The 21,623-nt window shown below is 68.1% G+C and carries 22 protein-coding genes and 1 pseudogene; 5 read left to right on the plus strand and 18 right to left on the minus strand.

Going from position 1 to position 21,623, the window contains the following annotated elements:
* Positions 1-98: 98 nt before the first annotated feature.
* The 3 genes from BAY60_RS30125 to BAY60_RS30130 form a co-directional block, all read right to left on the minus strand.
* Positions 99-1,259 (minus strand): Nramp family divalent metal transporter, encoded by a 1,161-nt coding sequence (locus tag BAY60_RS30125; protein ID WP_245992882.1) that lies wholly within the window; start codon positions 1,257-1,259, stop codon positions 99-101.
* A 190-nt stretch (positions 1,260-1,449) separates the two neighbouring features.
* Positions 1,450-1,626 carry a hypothetical protein gene (locus BAY60_RS38135; protein ID WP_245992883.1) on the minus strand — a complete coding sequence of 59 codons (177 nt, stop codon included), beginning with the start codon at positions 1,624-1,626 and terminating at the stop codon, positions 1,450-1,452.
* Entirely contained in the window at positions 1,623-2,282 is a 660-nt protein-coding gene (locus BAY60_RS30130; RefSeq protein ID WP_245992884.1) for a dihydrodipicolinate synthase family protein, read from the minus strand. Before BAY60_RS30130 ends, BAY60_RS38135 begins: the two co-directional genes overlap by 4 nt.
* A 383-nt stretch (positions 2,283-2,665) precedes the next feature.
* Here BAY60_RS30130 and istA point away from each other — a divergent pair, with 383 nt between their 5' ends.
* Entirely contained in the window at positions 2,666-3,502 is an 837-nt protein-coding gene (istA, locus tag BAY60_RS30135) for an IS21 family transposase (protein ID WP_211330521.1), read from the plus strand.
* Positions 3,503-4,018: 516 nt separating this feature from the next.
* Here the strand turns inward: istA and ribB are convergent.
* The 14 genes and pseudogenes from ribB to BAY60_RS30200 all read right to left on the minus strand — a co-directional run.
* Positions 4,019-4,633: pseudogene (ribB, locus tag BAY60_RS30140) on the minus strand (3,4-dihydroxy-2-butanone-4-phosphate synthase); the annotation flags it as partial.
* Between the two features lie 34 nt (positions 4,634-4,667).
* Positions 4,668-5,261: a TetR/AcrR family transcriptional regulator gene (locus tag BAY60_RS30145; RefSeq protein WP_112284803.1), complete on the minus strand. Its 594-nt coding sequence runs from the start codon at positions 5,259-5,261 to the stop codon at positions 4,668-4,670.
* 9 nt (positions 5,262-5,270) lie between these two features.
* The gene (locus tag BAY60_RS30150) at positions 5,271-5,726 is read right to left on the minus strand and encodes a YybH family protein (RefSeq protein ID WP_112284804.1); all 456 of its coding nucleotides are present in this window, start codon (positions 5,724-5,726) and stop codon (positions 5,271-5,273) included.
* A gap of 2 nt (positions 5,727-5,728) precedes the next feature.
* The gene (locus BAY60_RS30155; protein ID WP_146771110.1) at positions 5,729-7,216 is read right to left on the minus strand and encodes an aldehyde dehydrogenase family protein; all 1,488 of its coding nucleotides are present in this window, start codon (positions 7,214-7,216) and stop codon (positions 5,729-5,731) included.
* A complete protein-coding gene (locus tag BAY60_RS30160) occupies positions 7,213-8,583 on the minus strand; it encodes an amidase (protein WP_170160613.1) in 1,371 nt (456 codons plus the stop codon). Before BAY60_RS30160 ends, BAY60_RS30155 begins: the two co-directional genes overlap by 4 nt.
* Positions 8,580-8,909 carry a hypothetical protein gene (locus BAY60_RS37390; protein WP_170160614.1) on the minus strand — a complete coding sequence of 110 codons (330 nt, stop codon included), beginning with the start codon at positions 8,907-8,909 and terminating at the stop codon, positions 8,580-8,582. Before BAY60_RS37390 ends, BAY60_RS30160 begins: the two co-directional genes overlap by 4 nt.
* A 5-nt stretch (positions 8,910-8,914) precedes the next feature.
* The gene (locus tag BAY60_RS30165) at positions 8,915-10,054 is read right to left on the minus strand and encodes an LLM class flavin-dependent oxidoreductase (RefSeq protein WP_112284807.1); all 1,140 of its coding nucleotides are present in this window, start codon (positions 10,052-10,054) and stop codon (positions 8,915-8,917) included.
* Between the two features lie 48 nt (positions 10,055-10,102).
* Positions 10,103-11,626, minus strand: coding sequence for an MFS transporter (locus BAY60_RS30170; protein ID WP_245992885.1), 1,524 nt, complete (start codon positions 11,624-11,626; stop codon positions 10,103-10,105).
* A 41-nt stretch (positions 11,627-11,667) separates the two neighbouring features.
* Positions 11,668-12,990 carry a phenylacetate--CoA ligase PaaK gene (gene paaK, locus BAY60_RS30175; protein ID WP_112284809.1) on the minus strand — a complete coding sequence of 441 codons (1,323 nt, stop codon included), beginning with the start codon at positions 12,988-12,990 and terminating at the stop codon, positions 11,668-11,670.
* Positions 12,987-13,517, minus strand: a complete 531-nt coding sequence (locus tag BAY60_RS30180) for a flavin reductase family protein (protein ID WP_170160615.1) — start codon at positions 13,515-13,517, stop codon at positions 12,987-12,989. Before BAY60_RS30180 ends, paaK begins: the two co-directional genes overlap by 4 nt.
* Before the next feature lie 666 nt (positions 13,518-14,183).
* On the minus strand, positions 14,184-15,041 hold the full coding sequence (locus tag BAY60_RS30185; RefSeq protein WP_112284811.1) for a class I SAM-dependent methyltransferase: 858 nt from the start codon (positions 15,039-15,041) through the stop codon (positions 14,184-14,186).
* Positions 15,042-15,055: 14 nt separating this feature from the next.
* Complete coding sequence (locus tag BAY60_RS30190) at positions 15,056-15,400, minus strand: VOC family protein (protein ID WP_112284812.1); 345 nt, start codon at positions 15,398-15,400, stop codon at positions 15,056-15,058.
* A gap of 1 nt (position 15,401) precedes the next feature.
* Positions 15,402-15,581, minus strand: a complete 180-nt coding sequence (locus BAY60_RS30195) for a ribbon-helix-helix domain-containing protein (RefSeq protein WP_112284813.1) — start codon at positions 15,579-15,581, stop codon at positions 15,402-15,404.
* A gap of 341 nt (positions 15,582-15,922) precedes the next feature.
* On the minus strand, positions 15,923-16,567 hold the full coding sequence (locus tag BAY60_RS30200) for a TetR/AcrR family transcriptional regulator (RefSeq protein WP_112284814.1): 645 nt from the start codon (positions 16,565-16,567) through the stop codon (positions 15,923-15,925).
* 187 nt (positions 16,568-16,754) lie between these two features.
* Here BAY60_RS30200 and BAY60_RS30205 point away from each other — a divergent pair, with 187 nt between their 5' ends.
* The 3 genes from BAY60_RS30205 to BAY60_RS30215 all read left to right on the plus strand — a co-directional run bounded on the left by BAY60_RS30205 (position 16,755) and on the right by BAY60_RS30215 (position 20,577).
* On the plus strand, positions 16,755-17,711 hold the full coding sequence (locus BAY60_RS30205; RefSeq protein WP_112284815.1) for an AraC-like ligand-binding domain-containing protein: 957 nt from the start codon (positions 16,755-16,757) through the stop codon (positions 17,709-17,711).
* A gap of 158 nt (positions 17,712-17,869) precedes the next feature.
* Positions 17,870-19,312, plus strand: a complete 1,443-nt coding sequence (locus BAY60_RS30210; RefSeq protein ID WP_245992934.1) for an aldehyde dehydrogenase family protein — start codon at positions 17,870-17,872, stop codon at positions 19,310-19,312.
* 47 nt (positions 19,313-19,359) lie between these two features.
* Positions 19,360-20,577: a flavin monoamine oxidase family protein gene (locus tag BAY60_RS30215; protein WP_112284817.1), complete on the plus strand. Its 1,218-nt coding sequence runs from the start codon at positions 19,360-19,362 to the stop codon at positions 20,575-20,577.
* 1 nt (position 20,578) lies between these two features.
* Here the strand turns inward: BAY60_RS30215 and BAY60_RS30220 are convergent.
* Positions 20,579-21,447 (minus strand): IS5 family transposase gene (locus BAY60_RS30220; RefSeq protein WP_425466479.1). Its coding sequence is split into 2 segments (ribosomal slippage): positions 20,579-21,094 and positions 21,097-21,447, totalling 867 coding nucleotides; the frame shifts between segments, so codons are not numbered across the junction.
* Here BAY60_RS30220 and BAY60_RS38650 point away from each other — a divergent pair.
* The gene (locus BAY60_RS38650) at positions 21,352-21,606 is read left to right on the plus strand and encodes an FAD-dependent oxidoreductase (RefSeq protein WP_112284818.1); all 255 of its coding nucleotides are present in this window, start codon (positions 21,352-21,354) and stop codon (positions 21,604-21,606) included. The genes BAY60_RS30220 and BAY60_RS38650 overlap by 96 nt on opposite strands.
* Positions 21,607-21,623: the final 17 nt, after the last annotated feature.

The raw sequence follows: 21,623 nt of genomic DNA on the forward strand, positions 1-21,623 counted from the left end.
GTGCGGTGTCTCGCGAGGCCGGACACGACGTGACCGGGCGGCCCTGCCACCCGGTCAGCCGCCGTGCCGAACTGCGTCGCTTCCGCAACACCCTCTGGTCAGAAACTGGTGATCAGGCGGTAGCAGGTGGCGAGGATCGCCAGGAGGCCGATGGCCGAGATGGCGTTCTGCCACCAGCGGTTGCGCAGCTCGCCCATGAGCCTGCGGTTGTTGGCGAGGATGACCAGCAGGACACCGAGCAGGGGCGCGACCACGACGGTGAGCGCCTGGGCGGTGATGATCAGCTGCACCGGCGACCCGCCGGCGACCGCGGCGATGAGCGCGCCAAAGGCCAGCACCCCGACAATGCCGGCGCGCACGCGCATCGAGGAGAGCTGGTTGCCCCAGCCCAGGCCATCGGAGAGCAGTGTGCCTCCCGCGGTGGCGTTGGCGATCATCGACGAGAACGCGGCGCCGAAGAAGCCGAGCGCGAAGATGATCCGCCCCGCGTCGCCCGCGATGGGGTCGAGAACCCCGGCCAACTGGGCGAGGCTGGCGCTGTCGTCTCCCCCGAGGACCGCGGCGGCCGCGATGATGACCAGCGCGGTCATCACCCCGGGGGCGACGATGCCGGGAATGGTGTCGGCCAGCGTGGTTTGCCGGTACTGGTCGCGTCGCAGTCCGCGCTCACGGGAGGCATAGCCGGTATAGAAGGCGGCGTTGATCGAGAAGTTCGTGCCGACCAGCGCGACCAGCAGCAGCCCGGTGCCTTCGGGGATCGTCGGCAGGAGACCGGCGGCCGCGTCGCCCCAGGCGGGCCTGCTGAGCACCGCCGTGACGACGAAGCACACCGCCATCGTGGCCACGATCGCGAGCAGCACCTTCTCGACGACGCCGTAGCGGCCGCGGGTGAGCAGCACGGCGGCGACCACGGCGGTGCAGGCCAGTGTCCACCACACCGGCGAGCCGCCCAGTACCAGAGAGAGGCCGAGCCCGGCCCCCACGGCGTTGCCCACCGCGAACATCAGCGTGATCGCGAAGACGCCGATCCCGGCGGCCGTGCCGACGGGACGGCCGAGGGTCTGCTTGACGGTCTCGACGACCGAGCTACGGGATACGATCGCGATGCGCACGCTCATGTCGGTGAACATGATCATCAGCGCGGTCGAGACCACGATGACCCAGATCAGGGCGTAGCCGAAACTACTGCCCGCCTGGACGGCCGAGGTGAGGTTGCCAGGGCCGAACTGCCAGGCCCCGGCGATGAACGCGGGACCCATCAGCGCAAGCGCCCGGAGGAACCGGAACCTGCGCCCAGGACGCGAGGCGGGCGCGGGCGGCGATCCAGCACCCGTGGAGCGGGAGGTTGGCACTGCGTCGGACATGTCGATCATTCCTCGCCCTCCACGTGGGACGTGGAGTTCGTCGGGACTTCATTGTCACCGGCCGGAGTTTCTCCGCCGCGGCGGCTCAGATCAGTTCGGCGCTCTTGAGCGCCAGCGCGATTTCTTCCTCGGCCTCGGCCGACAGGTCGATCAGCGGAGATCGCACGGTCGCCGACGGCAGGATGCCGCGTGCCTTGAGACCGAGCTTTAGAGCGACGGTGCCCTCCATGTGCGAGCCGCGGTGATACACCGCCTTCGTCACCGCAGCAGCCGGTCGTGGACGGCCCGCGCCGCGACGTAGTCCCGCGCCTTGCCCGCGGCGATGAGTTCGAGCAGCGGCTCCGGGGCGAGGCCACCATAACCGACGAGCGCACCGTCGACGTCGAACATCGTGTGCAGCAGGTACTCGTCATGGCAGGTGAGGATCTGCAGATCCGGATGCTCGGCCCGCAGCACCGGGATCTCGGTGTCCCACCGGCGCATGTTGCGCACGCCGTTCTTGGTCGCGAACACGCCGGGCTGCGCGGCGATCTCCAGCTGCGTGGGCAGGTCGTAGCTGGCCTTGGTCACGTCGGGGTACTGGAACAGGATCAACGGCAGCCCGGACTCCTCGTGGATCGCCCGGTAGCGATCCTGCGGGGCACCCGGCTGGAAGCCGAACCGCAACCAGCCGTGGGAGGGATACACCAGGCCTGCGGCCGCGCCCGCCTCCACCGCCCGCACCGCTTCGGCAGCGGCCACGGCCGTGCCCTCAGCGGTGATGCCCGCGATGATCGGCACCGCTCCGTCGACCGCCTCGACCAGCGTGCCGATGACCGCGACCTGCTCGTCCTGGGTCAGGAACGTGCCCTCACCGGCGTGGCCGAGAAGTCCGAGGGCAGGCCTGCCATGTAGGGGACCGTGAGACCGATTAGGCACCGCGCAAGCAGATCTTCGTCGCGCCAGGGAAACGGGGCGGACAGGTGGTGTCGAGGTTGATGTCGTCGGCGGCATCACAGGCCTGATCCTGGGCGTGCTGGTCACCAACGTCTTCGTCGCCACGCAAGGCCGGGCCGTCGTACTGACCTGGGCTTCAGTGGGACTCGACCTGGCCTACTCGCTGCTCATCGGCTCCGTCGTCGGTCGTACCCCGCACTCCGGGCCGACTCAGTACCGCCCGCCGAAGCCATGCGCAGCACATGACCAGGCACCTCGGTAGGGCCAGTGATTCCGGGCTGTGGTCGCATGCGGTCACCGTTCCCGGGCGGTGGCCCGGTGCCGAAAGTCGTGCCCACGGCGTGCTCACGTCAGGAGTGCCACCGATGACGCAGCCGCGTTCCCGGGTCGACCTGTACGCGGCGATCCGACGGGATGCCCAATCTGGGATGTCCAACCGCGCGCTGCAGCGCAAGCACGGCGTCGGCTTCCGAACCGTGACAGCGGCGCTGGAATCTGCATGGCCGAAGGAGAGAAGGCAACCGCCCAAACGCGGCTCACGGCTTGACGCGTACCGAGTGGTGATCGACGACTGGCTGCGCTCGGACCTCGACGCGCCGCGGAAGCAGCGACACACGGCGAAGCGGATCTTCGATCGACTGCTTGACGAACATGACGGGGCCGGGGTGGTGTCGTACTGGATGGTCCGCGAGTACGTCGCCACCCGACGCCGTGAGATTCGCGTCGAGGTCGGACGGGAACCTGCCAACGCGTTCATCCCGCAAGAGCACCTCCCGGGCCACGAGGCCGAGGTTGACTTCGGCGACGTCGCCATCCGCCTGCGCGGCGAGCTCGTAACCTGCGCGCTGTTCAGCCTTCGGCTCTCCTACTCGGGCAAGGCCGTGCACAGGGTCAGTGCCTCGGCTGGGCAGGAAGCCTTCTTCGAGGGTCACGTCCACGCCTTCAACGTGCTCGGCGGGGTGCCGACCGGGAAGATCCGCTACGACAACCTCAAGGCCGCCGTCGCGAGCGTGATCGGGTTCTCCCGCCAGCGGGTCGAGGCCGACAGGTGGACCGCCGTCCGTTCCCACTACGGCATCGAAGCCTTCTATTGCCAGCCCGGAATCCAAGGTGCGCACGAGAAGGGCGGCGTCGAGGGGCAGATCGGCTGGTTCCGACGCAACCACCTCGTCCCCATCCCGGAAGTCGACTCCCTCGATTGAACAGGCCGCCGGGCACGTAGAACGTTGTGACGAGCTCGGCCGGGTCGGGCCGAGCCGGAGTCCACGTTTGCATCGTGCCGGTCTGCAGTTCGAACGAGAACCCGTTCGGCAGTCCGGCTTCGGCGAGAAGCTGGCGCGCCCGAGCGGGATCGTATTGCGCTGCCGGCAGGGAGTCGAGGTCAGGATCGTAAGCCCCCGTCGTCTGGGCGGACCGGCTGCGCACTCGGGACGCAGCCGTCGCCGCGGCTCACGAACCCAACCCGGGAGGACGAACCCGAATCACCGGCGTCGCCCGTCTCCACAGTCCACAGTCGTGAATGAAAGACGGCAACCGCAGGGTACGTCGCCATCCGGCGTGCCGCGGTGGTCGAGCTGGGTTCCGCCCCGCGGGGCCGGTTATCCCTGTCGCGATGCGACGTAGTCGGGCCGTGCCAGCAGATCGGCGCGACCGCAGTCGCACGTGAGGGGTCCAGGTAGCCGATGATGCGGGTCGTCGCCGAGGGCTTGCGGTGGGCCGGTCCTCCTCAGGTGTTCCACAAGGTCGGCGACGGTGACCAACCTCAGGTCGTGGCACTTCGCGAACACGATGAGCTCGTCGAGGCGAGCCATGCCGCGGTCGTCGGTCGGTGAGACGATCCTGCTCAACGCCGCCACCGGCGCCCACCCCGCCAGCCTCGCCAGGTCGACGGCCGCTTCCGTGTGCCCTGGCCTGCGGAGCACACCGCCCGCGCAGGCACGCAGCGGCACGACATGACCAGGACGGGAAAACGACCGCGGCGACGCGCCGGGGTCGGCCAGTAACCTGATGGTCCGAGCTCGGTCCCTGGCCGAGATCCCCGTGGTCACTCCGTCGCGCGCGTCCACCGTGACCGCGTGGTCCGTTCCGCGGACGTTCTGGTTGACGGCCGTCATCGGTGGAAGCCGCAGCCGGTCGGCGACCTGGGCGGGCAGTGCGGTGCAGACGAACCCGGACGTGTGGCGGACCGCGAACGCGACGAGCTCCGGCGTCGCCGCGGCCGCCGCGAAAACCAGGTCACCTTCGTCGTCGCGGTCGCCGTCGTCAACGACGATGACCGGCCTGCCGTTCGCGATATCCGAGACCGCCTGTGGGATGTCGTCGCCGCGGCTCATCCTCAACTCCTCCTGGGCGCGGTTCTGGCCGCGCCTATCCGCGCGTGTACAGCCCACGCAGGATGACCTCCAAGAGCTGGTCGGCCACCTCACGCGGGCTCAGTTTCCCGTCCGCGACGTACCAGGACGGCGCCCAGTTCAACGTGGAAAGCAGGACCCGCGCACCCAGCTGCGGGTCAGCGTCGAACGCCTTGGTTTCGATCCCGTCGGCGATCGCCAGGCGGAAGCCGTCCTCGTACCGTTCCCGGAGCCGGATCACCTCGGCCTGGTTGGCGTCGCCGAGTTTGCGCCATTCGTCGAAGTAGACCCGCACGGCCGGACGACGGTCCCGGATCATCTCCAGATGGGACCGGCACAGAGCTCGCAGCCGCTCCTCGGGGTCGTGGACGCCCTCTGTCGCGCGGTCAGCCCGCTCCAGGAAGTCCCCCGCGACGTCGAGGATGATCTTGTAAAGAACGTCCTCCTTGCTGGAGATGTGGGAGTAGAGGCTGCCGCTCTTGATTCCCATTCGATCGGCGATCATGCGGACGGTGGCCTGTTCGTAGCCGATCTCGCTGATGAGGTCCGTCGCGATCTCGATGAGATCGCGACGTCGAGGGGTGTCGCGCTGTCCTCGTTCAGATCGCATTATGGTCGTTCACGTTTCCGTTCGGCTCGGCGGTGTCGCGAATCCCGGCACCTGGCGGGACTCATGATATTGCACGAAGAACCAGCCGCTCGGACGCTTCCGCAGCAGGTAGGTCTGGCGGACCTGCCCGTCCACGGGCTCGTCGTCGGGCCGCTCGATGCGACACCAGAACCGAACGTAGGCGTGGGCGAACTCCCCGCACACTTCGAGCTTGCGATCCACGACCCGGGTGTCGTACAGGCCGCGGATGACGTGGGGAAGGTTCCGGATGTAGCTGTGCAGGGCGTCGCGGCTGTAGATGGCGTGGTGCAGTTCCTCGGGCTGGTACACGATCGTCTCGGCCGCGGGGTCCCACAAGGACACCATCAGGTCCGCGTCGAATGTGCCGACCGCCCGGGAAAAGCTCCGCATCACGGCGGTGACGGCCTCTTCCTCGCTTCCGGTCGTGGGCTTCGTCTCTGCCATCGTCACTCCTCGGTGTGTCGTCGTGTCAACGAAAAGGGGTTGGCCGGGCGCCGGCTCGTCCAGGTCAGGACGCTCTTGCTCTCGAGGTACTCGGAGAGTGTCTCCGCCGCGAACTCACGGCCGAACCCGGACTGCTTGAATCCGCCGAACGGCACGCCCGGGAACGTCGTGTAGGGGTGGTTGATCCCGACCGTTCCGGCCGTGACGCCCGCCGCGGTGCGCTGGGCCCGGCCGGGATCACGAGTCCAGAGTGTCGCGAACAGGCCGTATTTCGTGTCGTTGGCGAGCCTGACCGCCTCGTCCTCGCCGCGGAACCGCTGGACGGTCACGACCGGGCCGAAGACCTCCTCCTGCACGATCTCGGCGTCCTGCGGCGCAAGGACCACCGTGGGCGGGTAGAACGCGCCCGGCCCTGACGGGACCGCACCGCCGAGCAGGACCTGGGCACCGCCGACCCGGGCCCGTTCGACGAAACCATGAACCCGCTCGCGGTGGGCGGTGGAGATCAGTGAGCCCACCACCGTGTCCGGGTCGAGGGGGTCGCCCACGCGCAGGCTTCGGGACTGGTCGGCGAAACGCTCCAGAAACCGGTCGAACACCTCGTCCTCGACGAGCACGCGCGAGCGGGCCTCGCAGCTCTGTCCAGCGCAGGTGAACGCACCCCAGACCGCGCCCGGCACCGCGTCGTCGAGATCCGCATCGGCGAACACGACCGTGGGGCTCTTGCCGCCGAGCTCGAGCGAGACCCGCTTGACCGGGTCGGCGGCCAGCCGCATGACCTCGCCGCCGGTCACCGTCGAACCGGTGAACGCGACCCTGTCGACACCGGCGTGGCGGACCAGATGGGAGCCCACGCGCGGCCCGTCGGCCGGTATCACGTTCAGCACTCCGGGCGGGATGCCGGCGACGAGTGCCAGTTCAGCGAGCCGGAGCGCGGTCAACGGTGTGGCCGGATCCGGTTTGAGCACGACCGTGCAGCCCGCGGCCAGCGCCGGAGCCACCTTCCAGGCAGCCATCAGGAGCGGGTAGTTCCACGGGACGATCTGGGCCACCACGCCGACCGGTTCGCGGAATGACTGGAATGCCAGCGCGCCGTTGAGTCGCGACGACTTCCCCTCGATGGCCGCGGTGGCCGCCGCGAAGTATCGGAACGTGTTGACAGCGTGCGAAACCTCTGCCCTGACCGAGGTGATCGCTTTGCCCACGTTGCGCGCTTCGAGCTGCGACAGGGCGTCGTGCCGGCTCTCGAGCTCGTCGGCAAGCCTGTGCAGCAACCGGGAGCGGGCCACGGGCGACGTGCGCCGCCACGGGCCGTCGAGCGCGCGCCGCGCAGCCAGGACCGCCGAGTCGACGCACCCCTCGTCGGCGAGCAGGACCTGGCCGAGCGGTTCACCGGTGGCGGGCTCGCGCACCACGCTGACCACCCCGCTGCCCGGCTCGACGGCGTGCCCTTCGACGAAGGGCCGCGACACCGAAGACGTCGGGGTCATCGGCTCACCCGCCGTGCGGTCGCGTGCGTCGGCTCCGCGTTCGGCTCGCGTCCGACCCACCGTCGCTCGGTGACCCGTTCGACCAGCTCCGCGGTGTCGAGGAGGAGACCCTCACCGTGCCACGGGGCGTGGAACATCAGTCCGACGGGCAGGCCATCGCCGTCCAGCCCGCAGGGGACCGTGATCGCCGGTACGCCCGTGAGGTTGGCGAGACCGGTCGTCCGCATCGCGGCCAGGTCGGCGGACACCGTACCGGAGGGCAGCGCCGCCCGTGGCCGCTCGAGCGCCGGCGGGGACGTCGGAACGGTGGGCCAGGCGACGAGGTCCACGTGCTCGAACGTGGCTTCGAGCGCGTCACGGGCCGCCTGCCGGGCAGCTCTGGCCCGCCCGACCTCGTGTTCGGGTACGGCCATCGAGGCCTCCAATGATCGCTGAATCGTCGGGTGGAGTGTGGGAAGCACGGTCTTCCTCCAATGGGGCGTCATGCGGGCCAGCCGTTCCGCGCCGAGTACGGTCGTGGCGGTTCGCGCGAGGTCGGTGGATCGCGGCAGGGTGATCTCGACGATCTCGCAGCCGGCCTCGCCGAGAAGCTCGATCACGCGGCGACAGGCGGCGAGCACAGCAGGATCGACGTCGCTCCAGTAGGCCTCGACGGGAAGTCCGATGCACGCACGACGGTCTCCCGGTGGCAGCGGCTTCGACAACAGCACTTCGCTCGCGAGACGGCAGTCGGCCGCGTCTCTGGTGATGGGGCCGATCGCCATCATCGACGACGCGCCGGCGCAGCCGTCCGAGGGCACTGCTCCCCAGGTCGGCTTGAGGCCGGTCACTCCGCAGTACGACGCGGGAATGCGCACCGACCCGACGGCGTCGGTGCCGATCGCGAGGGGCACCAGCCGGGCGGCCACGGCCGCCGCCGACCCGCTGGATGACCCACCGGGGCAACGCGTGAGGTCCCAGGGGTTGCGGCACGGGCCGTACGCCGAGACGTGTCCCGTCGTGCCGAAACCCAGCTGGTGCATGTTGGTCGCGAAGGCGACCGTGCAACCCGCGTCGTGCAGGCGCCGGAACACTCCGCTGGCGCCCGCGCCTGGCCGCCGGTAGGCCACGGGGGTCGCGTCCCTCGGCGCGTACCAGGGCAGTGCGAAGGTGTCCTTCACGGCCACCGGCACCCCCGCCAGCCTTCCTCCCGGAACCGGCTCCATGCGAGCTTCCGCGTCGAACAACGCGCAGGCGGCGTTCAACCGGGGGTTCGACCGCCGCACCCGGTCGATGGTGGCCGCGGCCAGCGACCGCGCTTCCACCTGCCCGCTCGTGACGGCGTCGATCTGCTCGCGCAGGCCCAGCTGCGTGAAGTGCTCCGTCACCTCGACGTCCCGGGTGCGCGGACGGATTGCCGGACCACGTGGGCCGCCACCTCCCCGGACGTGGGATGGATCCAGCCCTTGGTGCCGGCGTAGCGGAGCATGCTTGCGAGTTTCTCCGCCCGCGAGCCGGTGTGGCAGCCACCAGCGTCGCGAAGCCAGTCCGGATCCACCCAGGCGCGCGTGCTGTCGTCGAAACGCACCTGGGGTACCTCCTGGTCCGCACGCGCCAGGTCGACGCCGTCGGCGACAACAACGGCGAACGCGGTGAAATCGTCGGCGTCGAGCAACCTCAGGCGCAACGACCCCTGGTGCTCGTCGATGGCCACGCGCATCAGGACTCCTTCTCCCGGAACGCCGGCAGGACCTCCTCGGCGAACAGCTGCAGCATCTCGAGGCTGACGTCGGAGCCGTGCGGAGCCGGGAAGTAGTCGGTCAGAATGAACTCGTTGATCCCCAGCTCGCTGTGCAGCCGGCCGATCTGGTCGACGATCTGGGTGGGCGTGCCGTTGAACGCCATCGGATGCGGGAGGTGGTAGGGCGCGACGCTGTACACCATGGAATCCCACTCGGACATGAGGTCGGCCCGTTTGCGGGCGGTCGCCTCGTCGGCGGCGATGGACAGCGTGCCGCCGGCGATGATCCCTTCCCCGCGCCGCGGTGTCCGCCCGGCCTGGTACGCCTCGTCGGCGTAGACCTCGAGCATGCCCTTGACAAGATCTTCCCGGGGAGTCAGGCACATGATCGTCGCGCCCTCACGGGCCCAGAACCGCACGGTCGCGGACCGGCCCGACATCGGAGCGAACACCCGCGGGTGCGGTGTCTGGTACGGCCCGGGGGCGATGCTGACACCGAGCAGGTTGTCGTCCTCGTCGACTCCGGCGCCCCACGTCTTGGTGTGGGGGTAGGGCCATTTCGTGCCGGGCACAGGGAACTTCCAGAACTCGCCATCGAAGCTGAACACGTCCTGTGTCCAGGCCAGCTTGATGATCTGCCAGCATTCCTGCAGGGCCCGCAGGTTGCGTTCGTCGGCTTCCGACTTGTCCGAGCGGGTGGCGCGCATCGGAATGTGCTGGCCGTACTGGTCGGCCCAGCGCGGGGTGTTCCCGCGGGAGAAACCGGCCAGCGCGCGTCCGCCGGTCAGCTGGTCGAGCTGGGCGATCTGGTCGGCCACCAGCAGTGGGTTGGACACCGGGAGGGTCATCCCGAGCTGGCCGACCTTGAGCCGTTCGGTCCGGGACGCGACGAAGAGATCCAGGAGCACCGGGTTCGCGGTGACCTCCGGGATACCTTCGATGTTCCCGTGCTGTTCGCTGAAGAAGACGCCTTCGAATCCGGCGCGGTCGGCGAGTTCGGCATGCGCCGCGAGCTGCTCCAGCATGTGCTGGTAGCGGTCGGTGCGCCGGCCTCCGAGTTTGATGGGCTCGTCCATCCGTTCCCAGCTGAACGGATTGAACATCAGGTAGAACTTCATCACGAGCTGCTCCTCGTCTCCACGGGTGGTCGTCCGATCGCCTTGTCACTAGGCCACGGGAGTGGATCCGGGGGATCCGCCGATACCCCAGCGACGAGCGGGTACTTCGTCGAGGACCACCCACGTCTGCGCGCGGACCGAGTCCCCCAGCACGCCGGTGATCGCGTCGGTGAGGGAGTCGATCAACCGGGACTCGGTATCCTCCGAGAGCCGTCCTTCGAAAAGCTTGACCTCGATCAAAGGCACTGTGTCACCTTCTCCTTCCTGGCGAGTAAGATCGCCTTCCCTGGACTCGCGGTCCGTGGACAATGGACTTTCCGGCATCGAGTTCCGGATGTGGCGGTGGCGAACGGCGGCCACGCAACCGAGGCTGATGAGCGTCGTCGCGGTCAGGTAGACCGTGATCGGCACCGACGAACGCCAACTGGCGTAGAGGCTGGACGCGACGGTGGGCGCGAGTCCGCCGCCCAGCAGCGCGCCGAGCTGGTAGGCCAGCGACGCACCGCTGTAGCGGACCCGCACCGGGAACAGTTCTGCGTACAACGCCGCCAGCGGGCCGTAGACCGTACCCATGGCGATGCCGGTGACGAGCAGCGCGATCAGGATGACGGTGGCACTTCCGGTGTCGACAAGGGGGAACAGGGCCGCTGCCGCGGCGGCGAGACCGACCGAACCGTAGAGGAGCACCTTCCGCCTGCCGTACCGGTCGGACATCACCGACGCCGTGGGGACCGTGACCAGCCAGGCGCAGGAGCCCAGCAGGATGAAGGTGAGAACCAGGCTCCGGTCGAGGTTCAGCGCCTCGTCCGAGTACGCCAGCAGGTAGGCCATGTAGATGTAGCCGACGGCGTTGATCCCGATGAAGGCACCGGCCCCGAGCGCGACCGCCCCGGTGTTGTGCCTGAGCACGGCGACGATCGGCAGGCGTTCGGTGCCGCTGGACTCCTTCGCCCGCTCGAAGTCGGGGCTTTCGGTGATGGTGAAGCGGATGACCACACCGACGACCACGAGCACGGCGCTGAAGAGGAACGGTACCCGCCAGCCCCAGGTCAGGAACGCGCTGTCGCTGACACCCGCGGTCACCCCGAGAAAGGCGACGTTCGCGAGGATCAGCCCAGCCGGCACGCCCATCTGGGGGAAGCTGCCGTAGAAACCCTTCCGGTTCCGCGGTGCGTGTTCCACCGCCATCAGCACCGCGCCACCCCATTCGCCACCGACCCCGAGGCCCTGGATCAGCCGCAGCGTCACCAGGAGCACGGGCGCCCAGGCGCCGATCGCCTCATAGGTCGGCAGCAGGCCGACACCGACAGTGGCGATACCCATCATCAGCAGTGAGGTCACCAGCATGGATTTGCGACCGATCCGGTCGCCGAAGTGGCCCATGACGATCCCGCCCAGCGGCCGGGCGACGAACCCGACCGAGAACGTCGCGAAGGCGGCCAGGGTCCCGGTGACCGAGGAGAAGGCAGGGAAGAACAACGGGCCGAAGACCATCGCGGCGGCCAGACCGTAGACGAAGTAGTCATACCATTCGATCGCGGTGCCGATCAGGCTCGCCATCGCGACCTTCATCGGCCGAACCGGACGGGGGGCTGTCCCGGAAGAAGTAGCGCTCATTGGTACTCCTGGGCGGTCGCGGGCGTTGCGCGCCGGTCGACGACGCGCTGGATCTTCCCGGCCGAGCGGCCGAGGGTGTCGGGTTCGGTGACGTCGACGTCGACGGTGACGCCGATTCCGTCCTTGACGCGGGCGGCGAGCGTGGTCGCCGCGGTGTGGCGATCCTGGGTGGAGGTCCCCGGTCGTGCCTCGACACGCACGGTCATGCGATCGAGCCGGCCCTCGGTGCTGAGCACGAGCTGGAAATGCGGGGAGAGATTGCCGGTGCGCAGCACGATCTCTTCCACCTGGCTAGGGAAGACGTTGACGCCCCGGAGGATGATCAGGTCGTCGGTGCGCCCGGTGACCCGCTCCATCCGGCGCAGGCCGGGCCGCGCCGTTCCGGGCAGCAGCCTGGTGAGATCCCGGGTGCGGTACCGGATGACCGGGAACGCCTGTTTCGTGAGTGAGGTGACCACCAGCTCACCCGGTTCCCCGTCGGGGAGTACGCGTCCGTCGACAGGGTCGATGACCTCCGGGTAGAAGTGGTCCTCCCAGATGTGGAGGCCGTCCTTGGTCTCCACGCATTCCTGTGCGACGCCGGGACCGATCACCTCGGAAAGTCCGTAGATGTCGACCGCATCGATGCCCATGCGGTCCTCGATCTCTCGGCGCATCTGCTCGGTCCACGGCTCGGCGCCGAAGATGCCAACCTCGAGTGAGCTCGATCGCGGGTCGATGCCTTGGCGTTCGAACTCGTCGAGCAGGGTCAGCATGTACGACGGGGTCACCATGATCACCTCCGGGCGGAGGTCGGAGATGACCTGAACCTGTCGAGCCGTCATGCCGCCCGAGGCCGGGATCACGGTGCAGCCGAGCTTTTCCGCGCCGTAGTGCGCGCCGAGTCCACCCGTGAACAGGCCGTAGCCGTAGGCGATGTGCACCTTGTGCCCCGGTCGGCCTCCTGCCGCCCGGATCGACCTCGCGACCAGGCCTGCCCAGGTATCGAGGTCGCGGCCGGTGTAGCCGACCACGGTCGGCTGGCCGGTGGTGCCGCTGGAGGCATGGATGCGGCTGAGGCGGTCCACGGGCACCGCGAACATGCCGAACGGGTAATTGTCCCGCAGGTCCGCCTTCATGGTGAAGGGGAACTGCGCGAGGTCGTGAAGGCTTCGCAGGTCTTCCGGGCGCACGCCTGCGTCGTCGAACTTCCGGGCGTAGGCGGGGACGTTGGTGTAGGCGTGGTCGAGTGTCCATCGTAGACGCTGGAGCTGCAGGGCCCGCAGCTCGTCCACGTCGAGGCGTTCGCCAGGGTCCAGTGCTCGGTCGATCGTCGTCATGGTTGCTCCTCGCCGTCGACGAGGGGCGTCCAGGTTCCGAAGCGGCGCTGGAAGTACACGAGCGGCTCGTGGGCAGGGGGCGGCACGTCCCCTTCTCGCACCGCAGCGATGAGTACGACGTGGTCCCCCACAGGAACGGCTTCCATCATGGAACAGTCCGCCCAGGCCAGGGAATCCTCGGTCAGGATCGGTAGCCCGCTCGCCGTCGGGGCCCAGCGGACCGCGCTGAACTTGTCCTCCTTCTTCGAGGCGAAGAGGATCGAAGTGGCGCTTCCGGATTCCCGGAGGAAGTTGACCACGAACTCCTTGCGGGACAACAGCGACGGGAGTGTCCGGCTGCCGCGGTCGACGCACACCAGCAAGGCCGGTGGGTCCGCGGACACACTGCACAACGCGGTGGTGGTGAGCCCTACCGGCTGTGCGTTTTCGTTGACTGTGGTGATGACTGCTATCCCGGCCGGAAAGGCACTCATGATCGACAAGAACGTGGCGGGATCGATGCGATCGTCCTGACGCGTCACATTCATGGCGCACTGCTCCCTGCTGTACGGGTGGGACCTGCCTGGCTCGCCGGCCGGCGACGCCTGGTCCAAGGCGTCCGCTCCGGAACCGGTAGCTGGGTGCATCTGTAGTTGCCTCCCTGTGGAACGACTCCTGATCGCCCCGGCAAGGAGGGTAGCTAGCGTCCGCTAGTCCGTAGACTAGCGCTCGCTAGCCTTATGTGTCCAGCTCCGGATCGAAACAGCTCCCTCACGAGCAGGAACGCACTCCCGGCAATTCACGAGCTGATCACGGCCACGATCAGGCGCGAGCGGACTGACCACGGTCAAGATCGCCCGAGGTCGGCGAGGTCGAAGGCGTCGACAGGTACCGCCACCCTCCGACGCGGGTTCAACCCCCGGTGGCGCTCACCGAGGGATCCTGGCCCGCCAGACGGCGCGCAAGTGTGGACACGTGGGTGCGCGGGCCGGACCCGCTCTCCCAGGCGACAGCGATGCGCCGTCGTTCCTCGTGGACCGCGGTTTCGGCGGCGTGCCGGGCGCGTTCGGCCGTGGCGACCGCGAACGCGATGCTCTGCGCGGCCGCCGGGAAGGTCGTCCGCTGTCGAGATGCACTGAGTCGCCTGTTGGCCCGCGCCAGTCGGCGACCATGCCGTGCTTGGCCTCCCTGGGGCCGGGTGTCCCGGTCGGCGGTCAGGTGGTGGCCAGCACGAAGTCTTCGCCGCTCGGCGGGCGGAGTTCGTCGGATCGGCCGGTGAAGTAGCGCTCGCCCAGAGACGATCCCGACACGTGCCGGACTTGCGTGAAGCCGGCCTCTCGGGCGAGCGCCAGCATCTCCTGCGGTGTGTAGAAGCTGATGAACGGTGTTCCGGAAGCCTGCGCACCGTTCTCGCTCATCCGCAGTCCGGTGCGGTCGGCATCGTCCACCAGTTCGGCGGGCAGCAGAAAGGTCATGGCGAGCGTCGAGCCGGTGGCGAGCCCGGCGATCTGGCGCAGCGTGGTGGCGGTGGCCTCTTTCGTGAGATACATGGTGACACCGGCCGATGCGACGACCGCAGGACGGTTCGGATCGAAGCCGGCAGCGACCAGCTGCTCCCACCAGGACTGACCCAGCTCGAAATCGACCGGCACCAACCGCAGCCAGTCGGGAAGCGGGTAGCCAAGCTCAGCCAGGCGTCGGCGTTTCCAGGCTTGGGTGCCGGGTTGCTCGATCTCGAACACCCGGAGCCGGGAAGCGATCTCCGGCCTTCGCTGGGCGAAGGTGTCCAGGCCCGCCCCCAGGATGACGTACTGGTCGATGCCGCGTGCGGCCTGCTCGACGACCAGGTCCTCGACGAAGCGCGCGCGGGCCACGATGGCTGCCCGGAACTTCCTGGTGGCGTCCGGGTCCATGTCCGGGCGCTGACGCCAGTTCTCCTCCGGAGCGGCGAGCCGCAGACCGATCTGATCGTCGAAAACGTGTGGGGGCGCGTCGACCTCGACGTGCATCGCCCGCCAGAGCGCGACCCGCACCGCGGTGTTGTCAGGTGCCTCGGCTTGCTCGTCGGCCATGGCGACTGCTGTCGTCACTTCTTGGCGGGCGCTTGAAGACTCCAGAGGCGCCCGTCAGGGTCACGAACGGTCATTTCCCGGGTGCCGTGGTGCGTGGCCTCGAACGGGGTGACGACCTCGACGGACGAGCCAGGCCGGAACGTGTCCGCGTCGGGGACCGCCAGCACAATCCGGACCCGGGGATCGTGGTCCTCGGGAACCTCGGCGATGAATACGGAGGGGCCATCACCATTGCGGAGCTGGCCGGAGTTGTGATCGGTCTCGAACTCCAGCGTGAAACCCAGTGCCTGGAAGAACCCTGCGGCCTTGCCCCAGTTGTGGGTTTCCAGGAAGACGGCCTCGATCCCTTCGGTGCTCATGTCAGTCCTCTTTCACAGGTGGTTGCCGCGGTTGATCGTGAGGGGCGTTGAGGTAGCTGCGGAGCGCTTCGGCGACCAACGCCGACAGGGACATGCCCGACTCGATGGCGTGGTGTTTGACCTGCTTGATCAACCCGATCGGCAGGTACACGTTGAACTGTTTGACGTCCTCATCGCCCACCTGGCGATGCTAGCACACTAGCAAGCTAGCCCGCAGGTAGTGATCAGAACGGTTGATGCCGAGGAAACGCTGGACGGCCCGCGCCGGCCTGCCCGACGTGGACCGGCGCAGGCCGTGAGGCCTGAGGCGGCTTCCACGGGCCGGCGACCTTTCCCGGCTCGTCGTTCGACAGCTGCCTCTTGACACACCCCGCCGCGAGATATTCACCGAGTCACTCGGTACTGCTGCCACCTGTGGACGGCCCCGCACTCGGCGGTCGTACCCACCGACCACCCCACACCCTCACTCGGCAGGCTGCATGGTGAGCCAGCCTGGATGTCGCGGCTGGGTATCGCGAATGATCACTCCTGAAGGCCGCGTTCTTCGCAGCGACGACCGGCGATCCCAGTCGCGGCGGCAGGATCGCTGTCCTGGCACCGTGTTTTCAGCAGACTTCGCAGTCGCTGCAGCGACCGCTCGGTCAGGTCCGGGTTGCCGATGGTGAGTTGGTGGAAGACCAAGCCGTCAGCGGCCGCGTAGATCACATGCGTCAGCGCGACGTCGGGTTGGACACCTGCGTGTTCCAGTTCGGCATGCAGTGCGTTGACATAGGTCTGGTAGATGTCTACGACGTACGGGCGCAATTCAGGACGACGCCGGGATTCAAGGATCAACTCGTACTGGAAAGCCTGATCGTGAGGGTTGGCCTCGACCAGGGTGGACAGACCGACGAACAACGCATCGAGGTCTCCGCTGCCGGGGCGTGCACTGATCGTTGTCACACTGTTGTCCAAGGAGAACCGCAGAGCCGCGGTCAGGAGTGCCTCGCGGCTGCCGAAGTGGTGGGCGACCAATGCATGGGCGACACCGGCCTTCCGTGCCACCGCTCGATACGTCAGATTCCGCAGACCTTGGTCGGCAACGACCTGGACAGCGGCCTGAAGCAAGGCCTCGCGCCCCTGACCGTAGCGTCGCGAACCACCCGATTCCCTGGCGCTTACCGCCACGCAGTGACCCCTCCCCCGCTGTCCGCCCTGTGCTGCGACGCGAACCGCGTCCGCGCCTTGACCAAGCCTGGTCACCTGTGCATAGTACTGCTACCAGGAAAAATGTCCAATTGTTCAGTTGTAGGTCCTGCCTTTCGCTACCTCGGCGGGGCACCACGGAGACGACATGTGACGAGGAGGTCCTGTCATGACTGCCGTGCTCGCACCCGAGGACCATCGACCGCTCGATGTCGACGCGTTCGCTTGGACTGTGTCTCAGGCTTTCGTGCCCCTGGAGACCGCGGACGCCAGGGCCGGGTTTCGAGGCCGGGTCCACGGCGGTTCCGTCGGCCCCCTGCACGTCTGCGAGGTCGCTGCCGACGCGCACACGGTGCAGCGCACTCCGAGGACCATCCGCGTGTTTGATCCCGGTTATCTGAAGGTCGGGCTGCAGCTGCACGGTCGCGGCCTGGTGATGCAGGACGACCGGCTGGCCAGTCTGGGGCCGGGCGAGTTCGCGCTCTACGACACAACCCGCCCGTATCGGCTACGGTTCGATGAGCCATATCGGGTGCTGGTGCTGATGCTGCCGCGCCAGCTACTCCGGCTGTCCGATAGCGACCTTGCGCGGATCACTGCCCAGCCGCTAGGCGGTCACAGTGGCCTCGGTGCCGTGGCGGTGCCGCTGCTGCGCCAGCTCGCCGCAGGTTTCGAGGAGTACGAGCGTGCGGTGACCACGCACCTGGCAGAAGCAGCCGTTGAGTTGCTGGCCGCGGTCTTCGTCGCGCAGGTCGACGACAGCCGCAGTTCCCGGCCGAGCACCAAGCACTGGGTACTCCGCGCTCGCATAGCCGCCTTCGTCGAGGCCAACCTGCCCGATCCCGGCCTTGATGTCCCGTCCATCGCGGCGGCTCATCACATCTCGGTGCGCCAGCTGCAGAAGATCTTCGAAAGCGAACAGACTACGGCCAGCGCATGGATTCGCGAACGGCGCCTCGAGCGGTGCCGCCGGGATCTCGCCGACCCGCGGCTGGCGCACCTGCCGGTCGCGGCGATCGGTGCGCGGTCCGGCTTGCGGGATTCCGCTCACTTCATCAGGACCTTCAAGACACGGTACGGGGTCACTCCCGGCGCGTTTCGACGAGAGCGCCAGGTGGGCGCCTGAACGCCGACGCCGCCCCCCCCTCCCGGGTCAGCGGATTGTGCACCTGCGGTCAATTGCCGTGCCGCTGCCGTCAACTACGGGAGGTCGCCCACAGCGATAGTGGCAACAGCCACGCGGCGTCCGGTACAGGCCGTGCACGAAGGAGTGCGTCCATGGAGATTCGTGAACAACTGCTGATCGGTGGCGCGTGGGTCGACGCTGCGTCCGGTGCCGAGTTCAAGACCTGCGACCCCGCGACCAACACGGTACTGGGGGTGGTGGCCGACGCGGGAGCTTCCGATGTGGATGCCGCTGTCGCGGCGGCGCGCCAAGCGCTCGTCGATCCGACGTGGACGGGCCTCACCCCGGCCGCCCGCGCACGGCTGTTGTGGCGCGTCGCGGAGCTCATCGATGACAACGCCGACCAGCTCGCTGAGCTGGAGACTCGCGACCAAGGGCAGCCCCTCAGCGTGGCCAAGACCGTAAGCCTGCCAATGGCCGCGGAGGTTTTCCGCTACTACGCCGGCTGGTGCACCAAGATCGAGGGAAAGACCTCAGCGGTATCGATCCCCGGCATCCTGCACTACACCCGCCACGAACCGGTCGGCGTGTGCGCATTGATCACGCCGTGGAACTTCCCGCTGATGATCGCCGCGTGGAAGCTCGCGCCGGCCCTGGCGTGCGGAAACACCGTGATCTTGAAACCGGCCGAGCAGACGCCGCTGACCACGGTCGCGCTGGCCCGGCTCTGCGTGGACGCCGGCATCCCTGCCGGCGTGGTCAACTGCCTGACCGTTGGTCCCGAGGCCGGAGCGGCACTCAGCGCGCACCCGGACGTCGACAAGGTCTCCTTCACCGGGTCGACGGAGGTGGGCCGCAAGATCATCGTGGCCGCGTCGTCCAACCTCAAGCGTGTGACCCTCGAACTCGGTGGCAAGGCGCCCAGCGTCATCGCGCGCGACGCCGACATCGACGCCGCGGTCACAGGAAACCTGCAGGGCGCGCTTCTCAACAGCGGGCAGGTGTGCGCGGCCTATAGCCGCTTCTACGTGGACTCCAGTCGTGTCCATGAGTTCACCGACAAGATCGCCGCAGCCGCATCCGAACTGCCGATGGGGCCGGGGTTGTCGCCGGACACCGTGATTGGGCCACTCGTCTCACCGGAGCACGCCGAGCACGTCGATCGTCTCGTGCGGACCGGTGTGGCCGAGGGTGCCCAGCTGGTCGTCGGCGGTAAGCGTCCCCACGGTGAGCTGGCCACCGGCAACTTCTACGCGCCCACGGTGTTCACCGGCGTCACCGACGACATGACGATCGCCCGCGAGGAGATCTTCGGCCCGGTGCTGTCGATCCTCACCTACGACGACGCGGATGAGCTCGCCGCCCGCGCCAACGACACCGACTACGGCCTGGCCGCGTGCGTCTGGACGCAGGACCTCACCACCGCCCACACGCTGGCCGCCGCGATCCGTGCCGGCAGCGTGTTCGTCAACATGCTGCCCTACCTCGACCCCGCCGCACCCTGGGGAGGTTTCGGCGCGAGCGGCTGGGGCCGGGAGATGAGTTCCAACGCCATCGACGAGTTCACCGAAACCAAGGGCGTCTGGGTCAACCTCGCCTAGTGTCTCCAGCCCGGCGACGACGCCGGTGACACCGTAAGGACAACGATATGCACTACGACTGTGACGTCGTCATCGTCGGTGGCGGGTTCGCCGGGGTGACCGCCGCGCGTGAGCTGGTCCGCCGCGGAATCCGTACAACCCTGCTCGAGGCCCGTGACCGGCTTGGCGGACGCACCTGGACCCGGGGCACCGCTCTCGGGCGTGAGCTGGACATGGGCGGAACATGGGTGCACTGGATCCAGCCGCACGTGTGGGCCGAGATCACCCGGTACGGCCTCGACCTCATCGCCAGCCCCGAACTCGACACCGCATACTGGCGAGTCGGTGACGAGGTGCACACCGGCACCGCCGAGAGCATGTTGGACGCACTCGACGCTCCCATGTGCGCACTGCTGGCTGGGGCACGAGAAAACCTGCCCCAGCCTTACGACTTCGCGCCGCTACCGGATGGCATCAAGCGGCTCGATCACGTCACCGTCGCCGAGAAGATCACCGAACAGGACCTCGACCCAGAACGGCACGCGCTGCTCGACGGCATGTGGGCCTTGAACTTCAGCGGCGACCCGGCACGCAGCGCCTACACGCAGGCGCTGCGCTGGTGCGCGCTCGCGGGCGGCGACTGGAAGCTGATGTTCGAAGCCTGCGCCACCTACAAGTTCGCCCGGGGCACGCGGTCCCTGCTCGACGCCATCGCCGCCGACGCCGTGGGCACCGATATCCGCCTCAACACCCGGGTGACCCGGATCGAGGAGCGCTCCGACGGGATCGAGATCGGCTGCGACGACGGGACACGGTTGCGGACCCGGCGGGCCATCGTCACGCTGCCGCTCAACGTCCTGAACAGCATCGACATCGCACCCTCCTTCGGACATGGCCTGCCGCAGATCGTGACGGAAGGCCAGGCCTCGACGGGCTTCAAGGTGTGGATCCGCGCCCGTGGCGACGTCGGCAGGTTCGCCGCACTCGCCGACAGCACGGCCGCACTGACCTTCGTCCAGTACGAATATCCCTTCGAGGGCGATAGCCTCCTCGTCGCCTTCGGCCCACGGTCCGGGGTCATCGACCTCAACGACCCCCGCGCGGTCGAGAGCGAACTCCGCAAGTGGCTTCCCGATCTCGAGGTCGTCGCGGTGGACGCGCACGACTGGACCGCCGACCCGCTGTCCGGCGAGACCTGGCCCATGCTGGCCCCCGGTCAACTCTCCGCGGTCCAGCAGGCTGCTGGTGACCTCACCCGCGGCGTCCGGCTAGGTCGTGTCCTGTAATTCATCGTAGCCAGAGGATGATGGCGGCGATGGTGAGTTCTGCCTGGTAGTAGGCGGCGCGTTTGGCGTAGCGGGTGGCTAGGTCGCGGAACTGTTTGAGCCGGTTGAAGCAGCGTTCGACGACGTTGCGCTGCTTGTACAACTCGGCGTCGAAGGCGGGCGGGCGTCCGCCCCGTGAGCCGTGCGCGGCGCGGCGGGCGATTTGGTCGTCGCGTTCGGGGCTGACGAACCGGATCCGGCGTTGCCGCAGGGCGCGGCGGGTCGAGGGGTGCGAATAGGCCTTGTCCGCGATCACCACCTCGGGACGGCGGCGCGGGCGACCAGGCCCGGTGCGAGCGACCCGGATCCCGTCCAGCAGCGGCACCAATTGTGGATTGTCACCAGCCTGCCCCGGGGTGAGCACAACCCGCATGGGCAGCCCGCGTCCCTCGACCACGAGGTGGATCTTGGTGCTCAATCCGCCGCGGGAACGTCCGAGTCCTTCACCGTCGACCGCGATCGCCTCGACGGAGGACGTGCAGCCCCCTTTTTCCGGGCTCCCGCAGCATGCTGGTGAGCCCGGACCACCGAGGAATCGACACTGATGACCCACTCCACGTCCCCGACAGCGTCGTCTTTGACGATCACCTCGTCCAGAATCCGCTGCCAGGTACCGTCCTTGGTCCACAACCGCAGCCGCTCATGGGCGGTCTTCCACGGCCCATACCGTTCGGGCAGATCACGCCAGGGCGCGCCGGTCCGAAGCTTCCACAGAATCGCATTGATCACCTGCCGGTGATCCCGCCACCGCCGCCCCGGCCCCGACACCGCCGGCAGCAGCGGCTCAATCCGCGCCCAGGCCCGATCCGTCAACTCACCCCGACCAACCACGGACAAGATCAAACCCCATCCGCAGCTAGATCATTTACAGGACACGCCCTAGCCGGCAGCGACTACGCACGTGGCTGGGCAGGATTCATCGACGGCGCCATCGAATCCGGCCTGCGCGCGGCGCGGCAGATAACCAACGAACTCGAAAGCGAGAACTGACCATCATGGGATACTGC

The sequence above is a fragment of the Prauserella muralis genome, assembly GCF_003202285.1.
GTDB classification, from domain to species: domain Bacteria; phylum Actinomycetota; class Actinomycetes; order Mycobacteriales; family Pseudonocardiaceae; genus Prauserella_B; species Prauserella_B muralis.

What these genes read in the sequence shown, in the direction of transcription:
- BAY60_RS30205 (WP_112284815.1), top strand. Translation starts at nt 16,755, where the DNA reads ATGACTGCCGTGCTCGCACCCGAGGACCATCGACCGCTCGATGTCGAC.
- BAY60_RS30165 (WP_112284807.1), bottom strand. Translation starts at nt 10,054, where the DNA reads ATGAAGTTCTACCTGATGTTCAATCCGTTCAGCTGGGAACGGATGGAC.
- BAY60_RS30125 (WP_245992882.1), bottom strand. Translation starts at nt 1,259, where the DNA reads ATGGGTCCCGCGTTCATCGCCGGGGCCTGGCAGTTCGGCCCTGGCAAC.
- paaK (WP_112284809.1), bottom strand. Translation starts at nt 12,990, where the DNA reads ATGACGACGATCGACCGAGCACTGGACCCTGGCGAACGCCTCGACGTG.
- BAY60_RS30170 (WP_245992885.1), bottom strand. Translation starts at nt 11,626, where the DNA reads ATGAAGGTCGCGATGGCGAGCCTGATCGGCACCGCGATCGAATGGTAT.
- BAY60_RS30185 (WP_112284811.1), bottom strand. Translation starts at nt 15,041, where the DNA reads ATGGCCGACGAGCAAGCCGAGGCACCTGACAACACCGCGGTGCGGGTC.
- BAY60_RS30150 (WP_112284804.1), bottom strand. Translation starts at nt 5,726, where the DNA reads ATGGCAGAGACGAAGCCCACGACCGGAAGCGAGGAAGAGGCCGTCACC.
- BAY60_RS30180 (WP_170160615.1), bottom strand. Translation starts at nt 13,517, where the DNA reads ATGAATGTGACGCGTCAGGACGATCGCATCGATCCCGCCACGTTCTTG.
- BAY60_RS30155 (WP_146771110.1), bottom strand. Translation starts at nt 7,216, where the DNA reads ATGACCCCGACGTCTTCGGTGTCGCGGCCCTTCGTCGAAGGGCACGCC.
- BAY60_RS30145 (WP_112284803.1), bottom strand. Translation starts at nt 5,261, where the DNA reads ATGCGATCTGAACGAGGACAGCGCGACACCCCTCGACGTCGCGATCTC.
- BAY60_RS30190 (WP_112284812.1), bottom strand. Translation starts at nt 15,400, where the DNA reads ATGAGCACCGAAGGGATCGAGGCCGTCTTCCTGGAAACCCACAACTGG.
- istA (WP_211330521.1), top strand. Translation starts at nt 2,666, where the DNA reads ATGACGCAGCCGCGTTCCCGGGTCGACCTGTACGCGGCGATCCGACGG.
- BAY60_RS30215 (WP_112284817.1), top strand. Translation starts at nt 19,360, where the DNA reads ATGCACTACGACTGTGACGTCGTCATCGTCGGTGGCGGGTTCGCCGGG.